Genomic DNA, 20,144 nt, shown 5'->3' on the forward strand with positions numbered 1-20,144 from the left:
GATCGCAGCTATGGCCACCTTGGCCTTGAATCCCGCTGCGTGATTCCTCCTCGTCCTTCTCATACTCTCGCTCCTTTGTTTGCCGTTAATTACTCGGCCTGGGTTGAGCAAGATTACCACTTAAAGGACTGTCCGAATTTGCGAGGCCACATCTAATTAAAGCACGCCCAGAAATATTGCGGATGATATTTGCTTATTTTGCATAGGTGAAGCTTGTTCGCCAACAGAAATATGGGTTATGTTTTATGATCCAGCAACAACAAAAGCTGACTGTTTTATTGCTACCAACCCCATAAATTCAGCATTGATAGCTGTGATATCCGCTTCCTTTAGATAAACTACTGACAGCACTACCTTCTTCTGCTACAAAAAGAAATGAATAATGCTCATTGATCGCATCTGAGAACCATGATCATCATTCATCTGCACTGGTTTCTGTAAATCCAACACGGCTAGTACTTTTTGGCCATGCGCTAAATGGAAATGGGCGCAAGTCAGCATTAAATGACAAAAAACTAATTACTTGATGAATATAAGCACTTAAGCTTTGACTGAATCCAAGTAATAATGGATTTGTTTTTCCAGTTACCAGTAGAGTAACAAACTGAAAGAAAACGATACAGATAACTAAGGAATTAGATAAACCATAGATAAAAATAAAGAAAATAACATAAAGACCACGCTGCCAAAAATCTTTCTTTTGCAATCTTTGCTTGATTTCTTCATCCATTTCATTTTCCCACAATATAGTGCAGATTACTTACCAGCGCTCCAAACATAAACAATATATAAGCAGCGATTCCCCCACACGGCTCGTACTAAGATACGGAAAGCTACTAGAAGGAAATTAATACAATTTTATTTCAAATTAGACACGAACGGATTTCCAGTAATTGGATCTCCAATAAACATGGTCAAGCCGTGATATTGTGACACCTTTCTTTTGAGATGCATGTAAGAATTTATTATTCTCCAGATAAATTCCTACGTGATTTGAAGATTTACCAGTTCTGAAAAACACCAGGTCTCCAGCCCTTAAATCATTTCTTCTAACTTCTTGCCCAATTTTTGCTTGCATCCCCGTCGTCCTTGGTAAATTCTTACCGAGCTTTGACTTAAACGTCAAATGCACAAAACCCGAGCAATCTATCCCACGTTGACTCAGTCCACCATATTGATAACGTACGCCCTGCCATTCATTATAGTGAGAATAGAGTATTTTTTTAAGGTAACTGGGATCTAGGGACTTATTGACAACAGAACGATAATCATGCTTGGGAAAAGGTCGTTCTTGAATTGATCCACAGCTAACTAAAAAACTAATACCAACAAAAACAATAAATCGAGAAACAGATCTTTTCATGGATAGTGTACTTTTCACTTTATCCTAAATCAAATACCAGGAAATCAAGCAAGCTAAATACGGTTACGTTGCGACCCCATACTAGATACTTTTGATAGAACACATCTAGCCATATCTTTTAATGAAATAACCTCATTAACTCCACCTGCGGCAATAGCTTCTTTTGGCATCCCAAAAACAACGCAGCTCCCCTCATCTTGAGCAAAATTATATGCCCCCGCTCTGTGCATCTCCAACATTCCTACAGCACCATCTTTCCCCATGCCTGTTAGAATCACACCAATGGCATTTTTGCCTGCACAATTTGCTGCTGAACGAAATAGTACATCAACTGAGGGTCGATGTCGACTCACTGGTTCACCCTGATTTAACTCAGTCAGATAATTTGCACCACTACGTTTAAGCAATAAGTGCGAATGTCCTGGTGCGATAAAAGCATGGCCTGGCAGCACCCTTTCCCCCCCCTGAGCCTCAGCAACTGATATCTTACATAGACCATTCATACGATTAGCAAATGACCTGGTAAATCCTTCTGGCATATGCTGGGTAATAAGTATACCTGGTGAATCATGCGGCATGCGAATCAGAAATTCTTTAATTGCTTCTGTGCCGCCAGTAGAGGCACCTACTATAATTAACTTTTCTGTCGATGAAATACGATTTGATACAGTTGGCAGAACAGCATCTGCAGTAACACTTTTTGTAATTGGCAAAGGTGTATGCCGTCTGGGCCTAGCTGACTTCGCGATACGGATTTTGTCTGCAATTTCGTTACCATATTCCTTTAATCCCGACGCTATATCCATTTTGGGCTTAGACACGAAATCGACCGCACCTAATTCAAGTGCACGAAAAGTTACGTCCGAACCTTTCTCGGTCAGCGTTGAAACCATAACAACAGGCATAGGCCTTAATCGCATTAATTTCTCTAGAAAATCAATTCCATCCATTTTAGGCATTTCGACATCCAAAGTCAGCACATCTGGATTCATTGCACGTATCATTTCGCGTGCCGCCAGAGGATCAGCTGCGGCCCCAACGACTTCCATATCCGGCTGGCTATTAATAATTTCGCTCAATAACTTACGAATAAGTGCTGAATCATCAACGACTAGAACTGAAATTTTTTTCATAATATGAACTCAAGGAAATTCAAGAAGCAAATTCAGCTAAGAAAATAATTCTATTTCTCCACCATTTTCAACCTTGCGCAAGCGTTGACTATAATCTTTCTCACGTTGGGAAATAGTCACGTTACGAATATTCCGTAATTTCTTTACCATTACCTTATTGTTTTTTGGAAAGAAATAGACCTTACGAGGAAATATATCAACTAAATCTTGCGCTACAACTCTTATTTTCTCGGTTTGTAAAAACTTCAAAACAAAATCTGCATTCCTCTGGCCGATATTCGCAACCGTCAACCCATCCAAAACATTACCGCCACCGAATACTTTAGCCTCGAGGTTACACCTGCGAGCGCCCAATTTGAGCAGCTGATTGATCAGTATTTCCATTGCATACGTACCATAACGAGCTGAAGCATTTAACGGACTACCCGCGTCCGCACCACCATCTGGAAGCATAAAATGATTCATACCGCCGATACCGCTATAACAATCACGTATACAAGCTGCAACACATGAGCCAAGCACAGTTACCAAGAGCATGTCCTTATCAGTGACATAGTATTCACCTGGTAACAATTTGACTGCTTGATGGTTAAAGCTTTTGTCAAAATATAAATTGCTCGCAATTTGCTCATCAAGGATCTCAGCCATATTATTACCTCTGCCGATTAGTTAATTCATAAACAGTTTTCTCACGCAACTTAAATAAATCAATAGCATGTTGAAAGCTTTCAGAATGACCAGCAAACAACAATCCGTCAGGGGTTAGCAATGGCACAAATTTCTTCAGAATTTTATATTGTGTCTGTTTATCAAAATAGATCATCACATTACGGCAGAATATTGCATCAAATGGACCTCGAATCGGCCAGTTATCATCGAGCAAATTCAATTGCCGAAACGTAATCATATTTTGCAACTCGGGACAAACCTTTGCTGATCCAGCATGAGAGCCTTTGCCTTTTAAAAAAAACTGTTTAAGTTTTTCCTTAGGTAGCTTTTCTAACTTTTCCATTGAATAAATACCCATTTGGGCTTTCGCCAAAACGTTTGTATCCAAATCCGTCGCCAGAATATGCACGGGAGGAGTATATGATTTAAACGCCTGTACCATTGCCATCGCCATTGAGTATGGCTCTTCGCCAGTAGATGAGGCACTACACCAAAGTTGAATTTTGTTGTGATTTTTTCGCTTCTCTACGTGCCTCTCGAGAATGGGAAAATGATGCTGCTCACGGAAAAAAGCCGTAAGATTCGTTGTCAAAGCATTAGTAAACGCTTCCCACTCTTCCGAGTTTCCACGTTCCAAATAGTCCAAGTATTCATCAAAACTATCAAAGCCCGTCGCACGCAATCTTCTGGCAAGTCGGCTATACACCATGTTCTGCTTACCTGTAGAAAGAGAGATACCCGCATGCTTATATATCAGCTTTCTAACTCGGTCAAAATCACTCTGAGTAAAATTATATTCGCGCGCTTTATTTTCAGGGCTATCTTCGATATCTGTAATCAATCCCATAATTTCCATCCACAAACAAGATAAAGTGCCATTTTGCGATAATCGTTTACAGTATCAATATATCTTCTTCCAATTCCTTCACTTCTTCGTATATCGAACTAATATACTTTTCCTTAATCCCTCGAGATCATAGATACCAAACTGACACATCTACTATGTTCGTTGACAAGCCTGGTACTTGTATCGGTAGAATATAAATAGATTTTTTTCAATTAATAGAATTGGGATCATCCTTAATCTCAAGCGAACAGAAAATCACCTTAAATAACAAAGTTATTGATTAGTCCGATACACTACCTCATCATTCATTCCCAAGCCGACAATGTATTCAGCATCAGTCTCTAAACCCAATCCAGGGTGGAGGCGCAGCTGATCCGCTTCCAAACTAATCACATTACATGTTCTGCTACATTTTAGATACTCAGTAAACTGGCTATAATCAGCTTCTCCCAAACTTCAAGTTTTCCACTGTTCATACCTGCTCTGACATAAAATGCCGATAAGCCGCGCATCACAAATAAGTAATAAATCTCCTACACGAGCTCTTCCTGTGATGCCATTACTAAAACTGCGGTATCAAGAATAAGCGCAACTTTTCCATCACCCATAATAGTCGCACCCGAAGCTCCCTGAACTCTGCGGTAATTACTCTCTAGGCTCTTGATAACAACCTGATGCTGTCCAACCAGGTCATCCACAAATAATGCTGCTTTATGTCCTTCAGCCTCAAGAATGACAAGAATTCCTTTATGAATCTCTGTTACGCTAGGACGCAAATTGAAGAACTCATGCAATGCAATCACTGGGAGATACTCACCTCTTACTTGCACCACGCGCCCTTTCCCACTCACTGTTTTAATATCAGTGGCCATCGGTTGCAATGACTCGGTTATATAATTTAATGGCACAATAAACATTTGATCTCCAACAACCACAGATAAGCCATCAAGTATGGCCAGCGTTAGTGGCAAACGAATGGATATGCGCGTACCAGATCCAAACGTCGATTCAATATCAATACGCCCCCCCATGCTCTGTATATTGCGTTTCACTACATCCATGCCGACACCTCGACCAGACACATCTGTAACTTGGTCTGCTGTTGAGAAACCAGCTTCAAATATCAACAACCATACTTCTTGATCAGTCATTGCATCATGTACAGGTAAGCCACGTTCTTTTGCTTTGGCAAGAATTTTCCCTCTATTTAGTCCTGCGCCATCATCACTAACCTCGATAACAATACTCCCTCCCTGGTGAAAAGCTCGCAGGGTTATGGTGCCCTGTGCTGGCTTGCCAGCAGCTATACGTTTTTCAGCTATTTCTACACCGTGATCCAGGCTATTTCTGACTAAGTGTGTTAAAGGATCAGCAATTTTCTCAATTAACCCTTTATCGAGTTCTGTACTCTCACCAACAGTCCTCAACTCCACACGCTTATTCAGTTTCGCTGCCAAATCACGAACAACTCGCGGATATCGGCTAAATACAAAGCTGATTGGCATCATACGGATTGACATCACAGACTCTTGCAAATCTCGTGTATTTCGCTCTAATTGACTCATTCCGCTGTACAATTTCTCGAACAGTACCGGATCATACTGAGAAGCTGTCTGAGCAAGCATTGCTTGAGTAATGACCAGCTCTCCGACTAAATTAATCATTTGATCAACTTTCTCTATGCTGACTCTGATAGATGAAGTTTCACTAGCCGCCGCTATATTAGCTTTTCCGGAAGATTTATTTGTAGCTTGAGATTCATTTTTGTTACTACCTGTATTCGGCAACTGTACCCGGTCCGAACTGATTTCTGAACCTTCTAAATCCTTCGGTGCAGCGGGCGCCCCGTGGAAAAATCCATAACCTGGAGCAGGTGGCATCCTATGCTTTAGCGCATCTTCTTCCGCTAAAAATTCTGTATTACTAACTGATCCATTAAGGGTCTCAATTTCTGTTGCCTTAACTCGAGTACTATCAAATGCAATTGCTTTAATTTTAAGGCTTGTGGGGTCAACCACAAATACCAAAGTCTCCCAAACATCTTCTTCGCTACTGCTTGTAGTCAATACTAATTTATAGCACTCCTCTGCATCTACAGGCGTAAGATTTTCCAGATCACCCAACCCCTGCAAATTAGCGAGTAAATTCTCAATTGCGGCACTACTCAAATCAGCACTGGAAAATTCGATACTATAACTAAGTCGTGTGACAGCATTTCCTTGAGAAACTTCCTCCGCCATTGACTCTGCATCAGTCTCCTCCGGCACTGATTTGGCTGCAGCGTCATAAACAATTGCTTTTATATCCTCCACCGATACAGTCTCCTGCCCGTTTTCACCTAATTTCTTAAGTTCCTCACACACCGCTTCAGCAGCAACAGGATCAGCTTGTCCCTCTCCACGATGTCCTGCTAATTGTGCTTTGATAACGTCTCCAGCCTTTAGAAAAGCATCGACCATCTCGCTACGTACTTTAAGCTCGCCCTTGCGCAATCTATCAAGCAGTGTTTCCAACATATGCGTCATCTCCGTCATATCTGTAAAACCAAATGTACCCGCTCCACCTTTAATAGAATGAGCAGCACGAAATATAGCGTTTAAGTCTTCCAAATCCGGCGAATTTACATCAAGCCTAAGTAAGCATGCCTCCATATCCGCAAGTAACTCTGAAGATTCTTCAAAAAATATTTCATAAAATTGTTCGAGATCTGTACTCATAGGAAGCCCTATTTCAAGTTGAATTGTTTGGCTTGCGGTATAAAGAAAGAAACTAAGTAATGAAGAAACAACAAAACGCTTACTCTTTGGGATTAAGAATTATTTAAACTTATTAATCCGCTTAAAAAATATTAACTTCTAACTAATAACTTTACCGATAACTTCCAATAATCGTTTGGGATCAAACGGTTTCACAAGCCAGCCAGTTGCCCCTGCCGCTCTACCTTTTGCTTTCATTTCATTGCCAGATTCTGTGGTCAGTATCAAGATAGGAATATTTTTATATTGAGCCAATTTTCGTAGCAACTCAAGTAGCTTTAATCCATCCATACGTGGCATATTGATGTCAGTTAATATTAGATTAACTTGATGATGATTTGCCTTATCGAATGCATCTTGACCATCAACTGCTTCAATGACCTCATAACCTGCACCTTTAAGCGTAAAAGCCACCATCTGCCGAATTGAAGCAGAATCATCCACTGCAAGTATTGTCTTGGCCATTTGCTTAGTTCCTTTACTGATAATATTAATTTGCTTGAAAAAATTGCCTGCCAAGCATTTTGCTAAAAAAGCTCAATATCGCCCATTTTCATTCCTTGCTGCACTACTGGCTTCTTTTTACCCATATTTTTCACCCCATTAACTGCCTTATTAATTTCAGAAGGCATTGATTTAAAGTATCTTTTACGATCTCTTCCTTGCGAGCCACCTTGCCGATCAATACGCCGCAACTCATCGCTTAGAATTTCCACTTGACGCGCGGTATGTTCGAGTAATTGTGCAACTAAATCACCGAATTGTAAGGAGGTGATTACCGCATCTAACTCTTGTTCGATTCGATTAGCAATTACCATTTGTTTTTCCAACAATCCACTAATAGGATGTCTTCCTTCAGGAGGAGCCATTCTTTCAATCGCTAGAACCATCTCATGATGAGATCCTGTTAATTTACTTATATATCTGAAGTTACATACTAAATTATTGACTGCGTCACTAACTAATCTTTCAGCTTGTTTTAAATCTCCCCTAATGCCCATAAGATACTCATTGGCAGCGTTATTGCATATAACCCCATCCTTATCTTCCAGCACCAATTTATCTTCAACTTTATTATCAAGCTTGTCACTAGCTGATTGCAGCTCAGTCATCATCCTTTCCCCGCCACTTGTTTTTTCAGAGCTACTAACGCAATCGCCCGAGACATTAGTCTATTTTTTACCATGCGGATACATAAAATTTACCACTAACTATCGCAAATTCATTAAGTTAACAACATGAGCATGAATATCTTTTTCGCGTCAATATTTTTCTTTAATATAAAGCATTAGCGTCATAACATTTAACAACTTTAATTCCAAGATCACTCCAAGAATCTGGTAGATATATGAAATAAGTGTCATGGAATCGACAGTCATGAATAAACCGAATATCTCAGTAAAGTGCTTTGGAAATTACCAACAACTTCAACAAAATCCCTAGTAACATATATTAATTACATATCAATGCTAAACTTAGAAATATATTTAACTACATGAAAAATACAATTCAATTGGCAACTTCACCGATCCGATTAGTCCATCCAATTGCTTGCATTTCAATATCCGCCAATTCACTCAAACTCAGAAAACCAAGTTCAACCAACATCAATTGAATCACAGCAACCTCCCCTCTCTCATTAGCCTCTATTAACTTCAACTCCTGTCCCAATCGTCCTTCCCGGTTTAATAATGCTTGACTCATATCATCAGGAATTCCCAACTTGTCGACAATCTGTTGCATCTCAATACCAAGTAGCACATTGAGCAAAGATAATATTCCTACCATAAATGCTCTCTCTTGATGATTTTTATCATGAGGACGTTCCGCTGTTGCAATCAATTCCATTAATTTGCCACGTGCAGCAGCAGTTTGCATTAATGCATTAGACATACTCTCATTAGAATGATCTGCTGTATAAAGCAGCAATTGCACCCATCTTTGCAACTGTTTTCGTCCCATTATCATAATCGCATGTTTGATTGAGTTGATTTTCTGTGGCAATCCACTTGCCACAGAATTCACCATGCGCATCAAGTTATAACTGAGTCCAGGCTGATGCTTAAACTCCTTCTCTATTTCTTCAATGTCACCATCACCCATTACTAACGTCAGTAATTTTAATAGTGACAATTTTCCTGGGTCAGCTCGCTTAACTGACAACACCTCAGGTTTTGCAAAATAGAACCCCTGAAACATCTGAAATCCAAGTTGCATGCAATTTCTTTCTTGTTCGCGAGTTTCCACTTTTAGCGCCAAAAGCAATACTGGCCAACGATTCAACTCAGTTACCAGCTTAGAAAGCTCATTTTTCTCAAGCTCAAGTACATTTACCTTGATTACGCTGACCAATGGTAGCAATTGCTCGACTTTCTCATTCATTGCGACCACATTATCTAGTGCAAATTGATATCCTTTCTGTTTTAACTCGCTACATCGCCGCATAAAATCTGCCGTCACAGCTGCGGTCTCTTTTAATTCGAGTACAACATGTTTGCTAGGCAACAGACTAATAATGTCGCTCATAACTAATTCTGGATCCGCATTGATAAAACCTCGTTGCTTGCCTAATACATTCTGAATACCCAATTGACAGTATGCATTGATGATGACATTTGCGGATGCAGATAAGTCATTAGCAATGCTGGCTTTTTCATCAGCCTCTTCTTGCCTAAAAAGTAATTCAAAGGCTACCAAATTTTGATTACGATCTAGAATAGGCTGTCGCCCAAGAAAAAAACCTTCCATTTACTCCCCCACATTAACCAAACGATATAAAGAAACGTTTAAACACATCGGTTCTATTGTTTGTTCCACTAGCTTTATTCATCACTAATAAACGTATTTCACTGGGATTGATATATTAAATTATGATTTGTTCCTCATATACTTCCCAAGTACTCAGTTAGGTCAAGGTAGGAATTGCACGATTTTTCCCAGTTCGTTTTGCCTGATAAAGTGCTTTATCAGCACGGCTTATAACTGAATTTTGATGCTCTCCAAATGAACGCAGTGCAACGCCAGCACTAAAAGTTACTGGCATTGATTGATTATCGATTTGTAAAGAGAAATTTCTTTCCAAATTATTTTGTAACCGCTGAATGATAGTTAATGCATCTTCAAGCTCAACTTCGGGCAATAAAATTACAAATTCCTCTCCGCCAAAACGTGCAACGATATCGGAAGGTCGCAATGTTTCCTTGGCAACAGTGACTAAGTTTATTAGGACACTATCTCCATATTGATGACCAAAATTGTCATTAATTTTCTTAAAATTATCTAGATCAATCAGAACCACTCCCAACGATTGTGCATTTCTGTCGGCACGCGCTGCCTCACGTTTAAAAATTTCATCAAGACCACGACGATTGAATGCGCCCGTCATTTGATCTGTCTGCACAAGTCCCCGCAGTTGTTCCAATTCACCTTTCAATAATTCAATCTTCCGCTCTGCCTGTTTTACCTGCTCCTGCGCAGCAAAAACCTCATCACTAAATTTTAACCCTCGAGTCTCAGATAACACGATATCCAGAATTCGAATGATCTCATCAGCATTACGTGTTTTACGGATTTGGTCAGCGTAACGTTCTACTTGCTTATAATAATCTTCAGAATCAATCATAGGTTTGTGCTCACTTCTAATAGCATTTGTCGATTTAACCAATCTCAACATTCTTTTCTTTTTATGATTAATAGCCTCTTGCATTGCTATCCTCCTCAATTTACAACATCAGATGCAGACAAGCCAGCAGGGGATAATTCGTTGGATTGCGAAGGAGAACCCATCCTGGTATGGACTGCCATGTCTGCAAAGTTAACAGAACTCATCCAGAACGGATTCAAAGAATAAAAAGGGAAATTGGCACTATTTATCCATAAGAATAGCTTATGTGCTAGTTAACCCAGATTTCCCATTAGGGATTTGCCAATGACGAGAAACCAATAGCACAAGCAATCTTAATCAAAATAATTGGGAATAAAGAATTTCAAGCACACGTGGTGGTAATTTATAGAAAATCCATTATATTCAATAGGTTTTCCTAATGGGGAATGGGGAATGGGGAATGGGGAATGGGGAATGGGGAATGGGGAATGGGGAATGGGGAATTAACAATAAGCTAAACAGTTCATTCTGCCTCGAGAATTAGATTCTTACCGCCTTTTTTTGCACGATACAAAGCTTCATCCGCACGCTTAAAGATACTTTCTTGTGATTCTTCTGGCCGGAGCTGGGCAACACCTGCACTAAATGTAATTAGCAAGCGATTATTTTCATGCAGAAAAAATTTCTTAGTTAAATTCCGTCGTATTCTAGATACTATCTGAACCGCTTCCTCCAAGTTAGTATTAGGAAGCAAAATCACAAATTCTTCACCACCATATCGTGACACGATATCTTCTGGACGCGTCGTATCTTTAACAGACTCCACCAAGTATTTCAAGGCATCATCACCAACTTTATGGCCGTGCGTATCATTGAGTTGTTTAAAATTATCGATATCCAGCAGTGCATAACATAATGGATGCTCATGACGTATCGAACGAGAGGCTTCTCGCTCAAAGGCAGTATCCAAGCCACGCCGATTAAGTATCCCGGTCAAATGATCTTCATGAACCTTTTCACCCATCTCAACCAACTTGGTTTCAAGCTGGTCGATTTTATTCTGTGCAAAACTGACCTCTGCACGAGCAGCAAGAAAATCACGACGATAATTTAATGCACTTGTCTGCATCTGCCTAGTTTCTTTCATAATCAATCCAAGCAACTGATTAAGTTCTTTTATATCATCAGCATTACTAATTCTTTGCGAATATTGCTCCAGCTTAACCTGATACTCTCCAGTTGTATCACTCAACTCTTCGATATTTGTAATCAGAGACGTCACCATGAGCTTCAACGTCGTCTTGGCCTCATTCAGGTTATGCCTGATTATTTCCTGCCTTTGCGCTATCTCCTCTATATAATGCTCAGCTTGTTCTATGACCTGAAGATCTAAGGGTCTGGATATAGTATCACGCAGTTTATTAAGCCGCATTCCAACCCATGGATCCTCGACCAACAACTCCCCAGTACTATCCATGAGCATATTGAGTAATTTAAGCAAGCCTGTCTTCAACTTAAATCCATTTTCCCCATATGCATCGAATTTTCTGCAGAAATTCCGAAAATCAACCGCAAATCTTTCCACGTCTGATTTATTTTGAATCTTACGCACTTGGTTTGCCAGTATTTTTACTTCTTCATTTAGAACAATATCTTCAATTTGTCGAGCGACTACATGCTCTAATATTTGAGACATTAACTCCAATAGTTGATCTGCAAAATGACCAAAGGAAAGATTCTGTTCTAAAACGACTTGCGATGCTCGAGAGTCTTGTGGTAATAAATCAACTTGCAACAAAGAGTTCTTTACTTGTACATCCTCGACTGACTCTTGATTAGTGGACGCTAACATTCCCCAAGAATCGATCAATGCCTTCAGCTTGATGTGCAATTGATTTGAATCTTTTGAAAACTTAGTAAGCACTCGATTAACACCTTCTCTTTTTTTCGCAATTGTTAGCCTACCTTGCTTGTTTTCCAAATGTTTCAACAATGCTTCGATCGTGCCTCCCCAAACTGCTGTGGAATCAATTGATTCATTAGCTTGACTCAATTCTTGATTTGTTGATATCGGAATTAAAGGACCGGTGCTAGTTCCTGAATTTCCAGAAATCTGAAGATATAGTTTGTGGTAATTTTCTGGAGTTGGCGGAATTCTTAGCGAGGCGAGCTGCCGCAGCGTTTCGCGAGCAATAGTAATTGGATTAGAATCTTTAAATTGTTTCATATTAATTGGTTAAAATTAAACATAATGAATCAGTAATCCTGGGATTAAAAAACATCGACTCATTCGAAAAAAAATTAAACTAATTGCAGCAACATCTTTAACAATGAAATCAATCAACCAATTTATTCTTTATTGCATAGCGAATTATCTCTGAATTGTTTGTCAATTTGAGTTTCTCCAATAATCGTGCACGATAAACACTCACTGTTTTAGGACTCAGAAACATCTCAGACGATATTTCAGACAAAGTTTTACCGGCTGCAATAAAACACAATGTTTGATACTCTCGATCGGATAAAGTAGCATGAAGAGGTTTATCGATATCAGAGTTAATAATATTTGCAAGTTCTTGTGCGACAAGTGGGCTAACATACTTATCTCCCGCTGCGACTTGCCGAATCGCCACTACCAGCTGCGCAGGTGCGCTTTGTTTATTTAGATAACCCGATGCACCCGCTTTTAATGCACGGATAGCAAACTCGTGTTCATTGTGCATACTAAGCATTAACACTGACAAATTTGGCCTATCTTTCTTTATCTGCTTCAAAATCTCAATACCATTTCTATCGGGTAGAGAGATATCCAACAACATGACATTGAAGTCTTGCTGCCGCGCAATTTTGATTGCTTGAAAACCCGTTTCTGCCTCCCCAGTCACCTTAATATCGTCAGTTTCACTGAGTATCTGTTTCAGACCTTGACGAACAATTGCATGATCATCGGCAATCATTACACAAATCATGTATACCTCCAACTATTTAAAGCCGAGAAATTTGCTTTCTCTTCTTAATGGGCTCTGATTGCGAAAACTCTCTAAACTTATCATTCAAATCATATGCTTGCTCAGAATCATATTCTGGATCCCCGGTCGGTATCAAAATAGTCACCTTAGTTCCTTTTTCTGATTCTCCAGAAATATGAAAATTTCCCTTTAATTGCAGGCATCGTTCACGCATTCCCCGTATTCCAAAAGAATCTTGCTTCTCCATATCAATTTCAGTAATCCCACATCCATTATCGATCACATCAAGTAAAATCAAGCCTTCCAATTCGACAAGCTTTACCTGAATGCGTGATGCATTAGCATGTTTGGAAATATTTGTCAGCGTCTCCTGGAATACCCGAAAAATCGCTATGGCCAAATCCGAATCTAAAGATATTTCATCATTGTCGCATGATACTCTGCAAACAATACCGGTACGGTCACTAAATTCTTTTGCTTGCCATTGCACAGCGGCAACGATCCCACAGTCAAGAATTCCGGGGCGCAAATCTAGCGAAATTCGTCTAGTACTATCGATTACACGATCCACTAGTGATTCAATAGATTTCGCTTTCTGTTGATAAAATTCGAGCTTTCTTGCTGTCTTATCCATACAAGGAAGTAACTCACATTTAATGGCAGTTAATGTCCCACCGATGTCATCGTGAATTTCGCGTGCAATTCGGGCTCGCTCCTGTTCTTTAACTTTCTGCAAATATGAGGATAGCTCGGCCAGTTGTTCACGCGAACGTGCAATTTCGCGCTCAGCCAGTTTATTGCGAGTAATGTTTATCATAATGCCATCCCACAGCATCGCTCCATCAAGCAATCTTCTGGGCGTTGCACGTAAACTAACCCATTTAATATCACTATCTCCTTTTACTTGAATACAACCCTCCCAGTTCCAGGTTGAAAGTTGCTCGGCAGATGTCATCATAAGTTGACGATAAGATTCTTTGTCTTCAGCTAGAATTAATTCCGGGAAAAGTTCTGGGCTGCTCATTAGCTTCTGGGGTGATAGCCCCAGTAGTGTTTCGCTTGCATCACTGACATATGGAAAACCAGCTTGATTATTCTTACCCAACTGAAACTGAAACACGACTCCGGGAAGATTAGATGTAATTGCTTGAAAAAGCGCTTCACTTTTTTGCAGCGCAGCTTGAGCAGTAATAAAGCGCTGATAATTATTTACTTCACGCAAACTACGTCTGATTACCGGCACCAATCTAGCAAGATCGGCCTTCATCATAAAATCATATGCACCTAAAGCCATGATATTTTCAGCCGCTTCTTCACCGATATCACTGGAAACAATGATTAAAGGTATATCAACCCCTTGATTTTTCATCAATTTGATTACGTCGCACGCATTAAGTCGCGGTGAAGCATAATCAGATAGAATCACATTCCAATCCTGGAGCCTCAGAGCCGCTTGCAAATCGTCAGCCGTAGCAACGCACAAATAGTCTGCTTGAAAACCACTGTGTGATAGTATTTTCAGAACCGTCTCAGCATCCTTTGCAGAATACTCAATCAACAATATTTTTAATTTCTCTTGATCGACCATCTCAGTCCCTCAGCGATTGAAGCCGATATAAACTTAAGAATTAGATTACAAAATTAACCATCTGAATTAATTCCATATTCTACAGAGTGATTTCATCTTTAGAAAGTGATTTATATCACGAATAACTGTTGCTAACCAACCAAATAGCTAAAACACAAGAAAGTAAAATTCTAAACTTTCCAAAATCATTTCCGATAACTGCAATCAACGGTGCTTGCCTTTCTTCTTGGATTGCGAGGAAGTCACCACCGTAATTTAAATTAAAGACTTATCCGCCCAAGGTTTTTATGCCTTTCAGGATTGCGGAAAAACCAACTGGCAATAATGCCAAATGTAAATTAGGAGAACCCAAATGTCTCAAGTTATAAATTCAAATATCGCTTCGCTGACTGCACAACGTAACCTTAACTCATCAGCGTCATCACTCAATACATCACTAGAACGTTTATCTTCTGGATTGAGAATAAACAGCGCTAAAGATGATGCTGCGGGCCTGGCTATTTCAGAAAGAATGACTTCACAAATCCGTGGCTTAAACCAAGCTGTACGTAACGCAAACGATGGTATTTCGCTGTCACAAACTGCTGAAGGTGCGCTGAGTGAAATCGGTAACAACCTGCAACGTATACGTGAGTTGGCTGTACAATCTTCCAATGCCACCAACAGCGCCAGTGATCGTACTGCACTACAAGCCGAAGCCTCACAATTGATTTCTGAAATATCTCGCGTTGCCAGCCAAACCCAGTTTAACGGCACGAATTTACTGGATGGTTCTTTTCAGAATCAGAGCTTCCAAGTTGGCGCAAATGCTGGCCAAAGCATCGATATTACAAAAATCAATGATGCGCGTGCTTCTGCACTCGGCAGCCATACCTTAGCCTCTGGCGGCACAGCAATGAATGCCGTTGCTGTCGGCGATATCGCCAGCTTGACCAACGCTGTACTCGCAGAAACCGATCTCACCCTCACCACTGCAGATGGCGGAACAACGAGCGCAATTGCTTATGCTGCGGGTACAGCAGGATCGCTGACCACTACCGGTGGAGCCAGAGAAGTTGCTACTGCAATCAACAGTGCAGCAAGTGGTATCGGAATAACCGCCACCGCAAGTAACAGTACGACCCTAAGTAGCCTGAGTGCGGCTGGTACGGTTTCATTCAGCATCAATGGGCAGGCGATTTCGACAGCGGTTACGGATCAGAATGACCTGAGCAGCGTAGTTTCTGCCATCAACGGTGTTCAGGCCACTAGCGGTGTCACAGCTAGCTTCACCAGCGCCAGTTCGAAATCGAGCATTACCCTCAGCACGACGGATGGGCGCAATATTGTTCTGAGCGGCTTCGCAAACAGCACCGCCGGTAACGATACAGTCAGCTTCGGTGGCTCGACTCTGACGGAAGGCGCTGCTGCTACCATCTCTGCTGTGAAAACTGGTACCGTCTCGCTTTCCAGCGCCAAAGGCGCGATCTCGACAGCCAACGCTAATGCTTCTGCATTTTCAATTGCTGGCGTAAATAACAGCACCTTTTCTTCGATAGCGGCGCTAAGCCTATCGTCTGTGACGGGCTCACAAGCTGCGCTCACCTCAGTGGATGCAGCATTGGCCCAAATCAATTCATCCCGCGCCGACTTAGGTTCATATCAGAATCGTTTCAGCTCAACCGTCGCGAATCTGCAAAGCACTTCTGAGAATCTTTCAGCTTCTCGTAGCCGGATTCAGGATGCCGACTTCGCCGCTGAAACAGCCAACATGACACGTGGTCAGATTTTGCAACAAGCAGGTGTAGCAATTCTTGCACAAGCAAATTCTTTACCCAATAATGTTCTATCACTGTTACGTTAAGCAATCCGTAACAAATGATACAACACATTAAATAAAGCTGATAGTACGCGGGATTATCAAGAAAAACTCCCGCGTACGTTTCAACTTTAAGGAGCTATCTCATGAACATCAATCAATTAAACGGACCGGATGTAATTTTACACCCTGTAGCACCAATGTCGGTTACTCAGAAGAAAATCATGTCTGATACTGACGTTGCTCCATCACCTGTTTCAACTGGACGACCTACAGTAAATAATAAATCAGAGACAGTAGAACAAATCAAACAAGCTGTTCAAGAAATTCAGGAAGCAGCAGATATTCTGGGACATAACTTGCGTTTTTCAATTGATGAAGAAACTGGCAAATCAATCATTAAGGTATTGGATGCCCATACTGATGAGGTTATTCGACAGTTTCCCACAGAAGAGGCCATTGAAATAGCTCGCACCTTAGACAAGATGCAAGGATTGCTACTTAACGATAAGGCATAATTAAAATTCTAATAGAATCAGAATAACAGGACTCAAAAATGCTTTCATCTCCAGGAATTGGATCAGGTTTAGATGTCACCGGTATTGTCAGCCAATTAATGGCATTGGAACGCCGCCCCCTGACATCTCTCGATACCAAAGAGGCTAAACAGCAAACTCAGCTAACTGCATTCGGTAGCCTAAAGGGTGCGTTGTCCTCATTCCAAAGCAGTCTTTCTGCGTTGGCCAATCCGGAAAAATATACCGCTAAAACAGCCACTCTTGCTGATACAACTTTGGCCAATGTGAGCGCTACTTCCACTACTGCAACAGGCAGCTACTCCATGGAAATCCAAACGCTCGCACAATCGCATAAATTAAAATCTGCTAACTTTGCAACTACCGGCACCACAATCGGCAGCGGCACTATAACCATACAGTTCGGCACATACAGTGGCGGCGCATTTACACTTAATCCAGATAAAGCTGCGCAATCAATTTCCATTTCTCCTGACAATTCATCATTGGCTGGCATTCGTGACACTATCAATCTAGCTAACGCAGGAGTAACCGCCAGCATTGTGAATGATGGCACTGGCAATCGTTTAGTGATTGCTTCAACGGATACAGGTTTGAGCAACGCCCTAAAAATAACTACAAATGATACTGATACAAACAATACTGATAATGTAGGCTTATCTCAGCTTAATTACGATGCGTCCACTGGTGGCACGACTAATCTTACTGAAACTGTGGCAGCCAGCAATGCCACATTAGTCATTGACGGCATTCTAATTAACAAAGCATCCAACAAAATTACAGATGCTATTGAAGGTGTCACGTTAGATCTATTGAAAACAAATACTGGCACAACAACAACCTTAAATTTATCTCGAGACACAGCAAGTGCTCAAAGTGCAGTGTCGTCATTTGTTAAAGCTTTTAATGATCTTAATAAAACCATCGTCGATCTCTCAAAATATGATGCCACTACTAAGCGCGCATCTATTCTAACGGGAGATTCAACCGTTCGTTCAATCCAGACACAATTACGCAACACAATCTCCGATCCACTGACTACTGCAGGCGGCGGCCTGAGCATACTAACTGAGGTAGGCGTTTCTTTTCAAGCGAATGGTACTCTTAAATTTGATTCAACTGCTCTATCCCAAGTACTGAATGATCCGACAAAAGACATTTCAACACTGTTTGCCTCCGTTGGAAAAACCAGTGACAGCTTAGTATCATTTATCAGTGCTAAGCCTGATACAAACAATGGCAAGCACTCATTGGACATCAGTCAAATTGCGACACAAGGTACTGCGGCAGGTAGCGCTCCTGCTGCGCTAACTATTAATACTGGAGTCAACGACACACTAAATTTCACTATTAATGGAGTAAGCGCCAGTGTAACTCTTGCAACAGGCACTTACACGGCGACTTCACTGGCAGCTGAGATCCAGTCAAGAATCAATGGTGCGCCAGAAATTTCTGCAGCCGGCATAACAGTAGCGCTAAGCGAGTCTGCAGGAAAATTAACTATCACTTCCGATCAATTCGGTGCTGCATCAACTGTATCAATCACCGGCGGGAATGGTAAACAGGATTTATTTGGCACACCTGTTGAAACCAGTGGTGTAGATGTGGCTGGGGCGATTAATGGCGTCACCGCCACAGGTTCTGGTCAAATCCTAACCGGTGCTGCCGACAGCAGTGGACTCACTCTCAAAATATCCGGTGGCAACACAGGTGCTAGAGGAACTGTCGATTTTGCGCATGGCTTTGCGGCAAAGCTAGGTAAATTAGTAGATGATATGTTGAAATCTAATCTAATTGATAATCGTATTGATGGCATTAATTCATCAATCAAAGATATCGAATCACAGAGAGAAGCATTAAATCAGAGACTCGAGGGAGTAGAGAAGCGTATACGTGCACAGTTTTCTGCATTGGATGCGACAATCGTCAGCATGACCCAAACCAGCAATTTCTTACAACAACAATTGTCCAGATTGCCTGGTGCAAGTAGCTAAAAATAAGCTCCAAGCAGTAAGCTTTTTATAATATAAAAGAGAGTACAAAATGTTTATTACCACGAATAATGCAATATCCGCCTACCAGCGTATTGGTGTTGAAACTGGCGTTGAGTCAGCTGATCCGCACAAACTTATTTTAATGCTATTCGAAGGAGCACAAGAAGCACTGGCAAGAACCAGAATACATATGCAAAATAACGAGATCGCAGAAAAAGGACAAATGATTTCAAAAGCCATCATGATTATTGACCACGGCTTGAAAGCTAGTTTGGATATGAATGCGGGCGGCGATTTGGCCATTAAACTCCAAGCACTTTATGATTATATGACGCACCGATTATTAATGGCTAATATTCAGAATAACATTGAGATACTGAATGAAATAAATAAACTTTTATCTGAACTATATAGTGCCTGGAAAGAAATCGGAGAATCCAATGGAACTCTAACTACAATAAAAGCAATTGCTATCTAAACAAAGATTTCTGTGACAAGAAAAGGGATATGTAAAAGAATGGATAATGCGCATACGATAATAACCTACAATGCTATTTTAGCAACAACTGGTAAAATGCTGACTGCTGCACAAAATAGCGAATGGGATCAATTGGTATCATTAGAACAAGAATGTAGAAAGCTAACCGATAGCCTCAAAAAAAATGACACGGAGCCCTTACTAGATCAAGAATTACAGCAAAAAAAGGTAAAAATTATTCACCAAATATTGGATAACGATGCTCAAATTCGAGCAATCATTGAACCCTGGATGGCAAGACTACAGGATATGCTCAGCGCTAATAAGCGCACACGCAATCTTCAACAAACATATCAACCTGTTAACAATGTATAAATATCCAAATAAAGTATCAGAATATGTTACTTCT

Annotated in this window: 18 protein-coding genes; 5 read left to right on the plus strand and 13 right to left on the minus strand. The window is 40.7% G+C overall.

Going from position 1 to position 20,144, the window contains the following annotated elements:
* Positions 1-415 precede the first annotated feature (415 nt).
* From K2Q13_RS10585 to K2Q13_RS10645, 13 genes are all read right to left on the minus strand, one after another.
* On the minus strand, positions 416-730 hold the full coding sequence (locus K2Q13_RS10585; RefSeq protein ID WP_292921053.1) for a DUF4389 domain-containing protein: 315 nt from the start codon (positions 728-730) through the stop codon (positions 416-418).
* Positions 731-868: 138 nt separating this feature from the next.
* The gene (locus K2Q13_RS10590) at positions 869-1,363 is read right to left on the minus strand and encodes an NlpC/P60 family protein (RefSeq protein WP_292921055.1); all 495 of its coding nucleotides are present in this window, start codon (positions 1,361-1,363) and stop codon (positions 869-871) included.
* Positions 1,364-1,416: 53 nt separating this feature from the next.
* Positions 1,417-2,496, minus strand: a complete 1,080-nt coding sequence (locus K2Q13_RS10595; protein ID WP_292921057.1) for a chemotaxis response regulator protein-glutamate methylesterase — start codon at positions 2,494-2,496, stop codon at positions 1,417-1,419.
* Between the two features lie 36 nt (positions 2,497-2,532).
* Entirely contained in the window at positions 2,533-3,144 is a 612-nt protein-coding gene (cheD, locus tag K2Q13_RS10600) for a chemoreceptor glutamine deamidase CheD (protein ID WP_292921059.1), read from the minus strand.
* 4 nt (positions 3,145-3,148) lie between these two features.
* Positions 3,149-4,012, minus strand: coding sequence for a CheR family methyltransferase (locus tag K2Q13_RS10605; RefSeq protein ID WP_292921060.1), 864 nt, complete (start codon positions 4,010-4,012; stop codon positions 3,149-3,151).
* A 533-nt stretch (positions 4,013-4,545) separates the two neighbouring features.
* Positions 4,546-6,729: a chemotaxis protein CheA gene (gene cheA, locus K2Q13_RS10610; RefSeq protein ID WP_292921061.1), complete on the minus strand. Its 2,184-nt coding sequence runs from the start codon at positions 6,727-6,729 to the stop codon at positions 4,546-4,548.
* A 138-nt stretch (positions 6,730-6,867) separates the two neighbouring features.
* Positions 6,868-7,233: a response regulator gene (locus K2Q13_RS10615; protein ID WP_292921063.1), complete on the minus strand. Its 366-nt coding sequence runs from the start codon at positions 7,231-7,233 to the stop codon at positions 6,868-6,870.
* 62 nt (positions 7,234-7,295) lie between these two features.
* The gene (locus K2Q13_RS10620) at positions 7,296-7,883 is read right to left on the minus strand and encodes a hypothetical protein (RefSeq protein ID WP_292921064.1); all 588 of its coding nucleotides are present in this window, start codon (positions 7,881-7,883) and stop codon (positions 7,296-7,298) included.
* A gap of 394 nt (positions 7,884-8,277) precedes the next feature.
* On the minus strand, positions 8,278-9,516 hold the full coding sequence (locus tag K2Q13_RS10625) for an HDOD domain-containing protein (RefSeq protein WP_292921066.1): 1,239 nt from the start codon (positions 9,514-9,516) through the stop codon (positions 8,278-8,280).
* 157 nt (positions 9,517-9,673) lie between these two features.
* The gene (locus K2Q13_RS10630) at positions 9,674-10,390 is read right to left on the minus strand and encodes a GGDEF domain-containing protein (RefSeq protein WP_292921067.1); all 717 of its coding nucleotides are present in this window, start codon (positions 10,388-10,390) and stop codon (positions 9,674-9,676) included.
* 505 nt (positions 10,391-10,895) lie between these two features.
* Positions 10,896-12,599, minus strand: a complete 1,704-nt coding sequence (locus K2Q13_RS10635; protein WP_292921069.1) for a GGDEF domain-containing protein — start codon at positions 12,597-12,599, stop codon at positions 10,896-10,898.
* A gap of 109 nt (positions 12,600-12,708) precedes the next feature.
* Positions 12,709-13,341 carry a response regulator transcription factor gene (locus K2Q13_RS10640; RefSeq protein WP_292921070.1) on the minus strand — a complete coding sequence of 211 codons (633 nt, stop codon included), beginning with the start codon at positions 13,339-13,341 and terminating at the stop codon, positions 12,709-12,711.
* 16 nt (positions 13,342-13,357) lie between these two features.
* Positions 13,358-14,929 carry a histidine kinase gene (locus K2Q13_RS10645; RefSeq protein ID WP_292921072.1) on the minus strand — a complete coding sequence of 524 codons (1,572 nt, stop codon included), beginning with the start codon at positions 14,927-14,929 and terminating at the stop codon, positions 13,358-13,360.
* A 352-nt stretch (positions 14,930-15,281) separates the two neighbouring features.
* On the opposite strand from K2Q13_RS10645, the gene K2Q13_RS10650 reads away from it, so the two are divergent.
* The 5 genes from K2Q13_RS10650 to K2Q13_RS10670 all read left to right on the plus strand — a co-directional run bounded on the left by K2Q13_RS10650 (position 15,282) and on the right by K2Q13_RS10670 (position 20,110).
* On the plus strand, positions 15,282-16,772 hold the full coding sequence (locus K2Q13_RS10650) for a flagellin (RefSeq protein WP_292921073.1): 1,491 nt from the start codon (positions 15,282-15,284) through the stop codon (positions 16,770-16,772).
* A gap of 101 nt (positions 16,773-16,873) precedes the next feature.
* Positions 16,874-17,245 (plus strand): flagellar protein FlaG, encoded by a 372-nt coding sequence (locus tag K2Q13_RS10655; protein WP_292921074.1) that lies wholly within the window; start codon positions 16,874-16,876, stop codon positions 17,243-17,245.
* A 38-nt stretch (positions 17,246-17,283) separates the two neighbouring features.
* Positions 17,284-19,257 carry a flagellar filament capping protein FliD gene (gene fliD, locus K2Q13_RS10660; protein WP_292921075.1) on the plus strand — a complete coding sequence of 658 codons (1,974 nt, stop codon included), beginning with the start codon at positions 17,284-17,286 and terminating at the stop codon, positions 19,255-19,257.
* Positions 19,258-19,306: 49 nt separating this feature from the next.
* A complete protein-coding gene (gene fliS / locus K2Q13_RS10665; protein WP_292921076.1) occupies positions 19,307-19,735 on the plus strand; it encodes a flagellar export chaperone FliS in 429 nt (142 codons plus the stop codon).
* A gap of 39 nt (positions 19,736-19,774) precedes the next feature.
* Positions 19,775-20,110 carry a flagellar protein FliT gene (locus K2Q13_RS10670; RefSeq protein WP_292921078.1) on the plus strand — a complete coding sequence of 112 codons (336 nt, stop codon included), beginning with the start codon at positions 19,775-19,777 and terminating at the stop codon, positions 20,108-20,110.
* The last annotated feature ends 34 nt before the right edge of the window (positions 20,111-20,144 follow it).

The organism is Nitrosomonas sp. (assembly GCF_019752095.1).
Lineage (GTDB): Bacteria > Pseudomonadota > Gammaproteobacteria > Burkholderiales > Nitrosomonadaceae > Nitrosomonas.

Excerpts from the sequence above, each read along its gene's own strand:
- K2Q13_RS10585 (WP_292921053.1), bottom strand. The coding sequence starts at position 730 with ATGGATGAAGAAATCAAGCAAAGATTGCAAAAGAAAGATTTTTGGCAG.
- K2Q13_RS10590 (WP_292921055.1), bottom strand. The coding sequence starts at position 1,363 with ATGAAAAGATCTGTTTCTCGATTTATTGTTTTTGTTGGTATTAGTTTT.
- K2Q13_RS10595 (WP_292921057.1), bottom strand. The coding sequence starts at position 2,496 with ATGAAAAAAATTTCAGTTCTAGTCGTTGATGATTCAGCACTTATTCGT.
- cheD (WP_292921059.1), bottom strand. The coding sequence starts at position 3,144 with ATGGCTGAGATCCTTGATGAGCAAATTGCGAGCAATTTATATTTTGAC.
- K2Q13_RS10605 (WP_292921060.1), bottom strand. The coding sequence starts at position 4,012 with ATGGGATTGATTACAGATATCGAAGATAGCCCTGAAAATAAAGCGCGC.
- cheA (WP_292921061.1), bottom strand. The coding sequence starts at position 6,729 with ATGAGTACAGATCTCGAACAATTTTATGAAATATTTTTTGAAGAATCT.
- K2Q13_RS10615 (WP_292921063.1), bottom strand. The coding sequence starts at position 7,233 with ATGGCCAAGACAATACTTGCAGTGGATGATTCTGCTTCAATTCGGCAG.
- K2Q13_RS10620 (WP_292921064.1), bottom strand. The coding sequence starts at position 7,883 with ATGATGACTGAGCTGCAATCAGCTAGTGACAAGCTTGATAATAAAGTT.
- K2Q13_RS10625 (WP_292921066.1), bottom strand. The coding sequence starts at position 9,516 with ATGGAAGGTTTTTTTCTTGGGCGACAGCCTATTCTAGATCGTAATCAA.
- K2Q13_RS10630 (WP_292921067.1), bottom strand. The coding sequence starts at position 10,390 with ATGATTGATTCTGAAGATTATTATAAGCAAGTAGAACGTTACGCTGAC.
- K2Q13_RS10635 (WP_292921069.1), bottom strand. The coding sequence starts at position 12,599 with ATGAAACAATTTAAAGATTCTAATCCAATTACTATTGCTCGCGAAACG.
- K2Q13_RS10640 (WP_292921070.1), bottom strand. The coding sequence starts at position 13,341 with ATGATTTGTGTAATGATTGCCGATGATCATGCAATTGTTCGTCAAGGT.
- K2Q13_RS10645 (WP_292921072.1), bottom strand. The coding sequence starts at position 14,929 with ATGGTCGATCAAGAGAAATTAAAAATATTGTTGATTGAGTATTCTGCA.
- K2Q13_RS10650 (WP_292921073.1), top strand. The coding sequence starts at position 15,282 with ATGTCTCAAGTTATAAATTCAAATATCGCTTCGCTGACTGCACAACGT.
- K2Q13_RS10655 (WP_292921074.1), top strand. The coding sequence starts at position 16,874 with ATGAACATCAATCAATTAAACGGACCGGATGTAATTTTACACCCTGTA.
- fliD (WP_292921075.1), top strand. The coding sequence starts at position 17,284 with ATGCTTTCATCTCCAGGAATTGGATCAGGTTTAGATGTCACCGGTATT.
- fliS (WP_292921076.1), top strand. The coding sequence starts at position 19,307 with ATGTTTATTACCACGAATAATGCAATATCCGCCTACCAGCGTATTGGT.
- K2Q13_RS10670 (WP_292921078.1), top strand. The coding sequence starts at position 19,775 with ATGGATAATGCGCATACGATAATAACCTACAATGCTATTTTAGCAACA.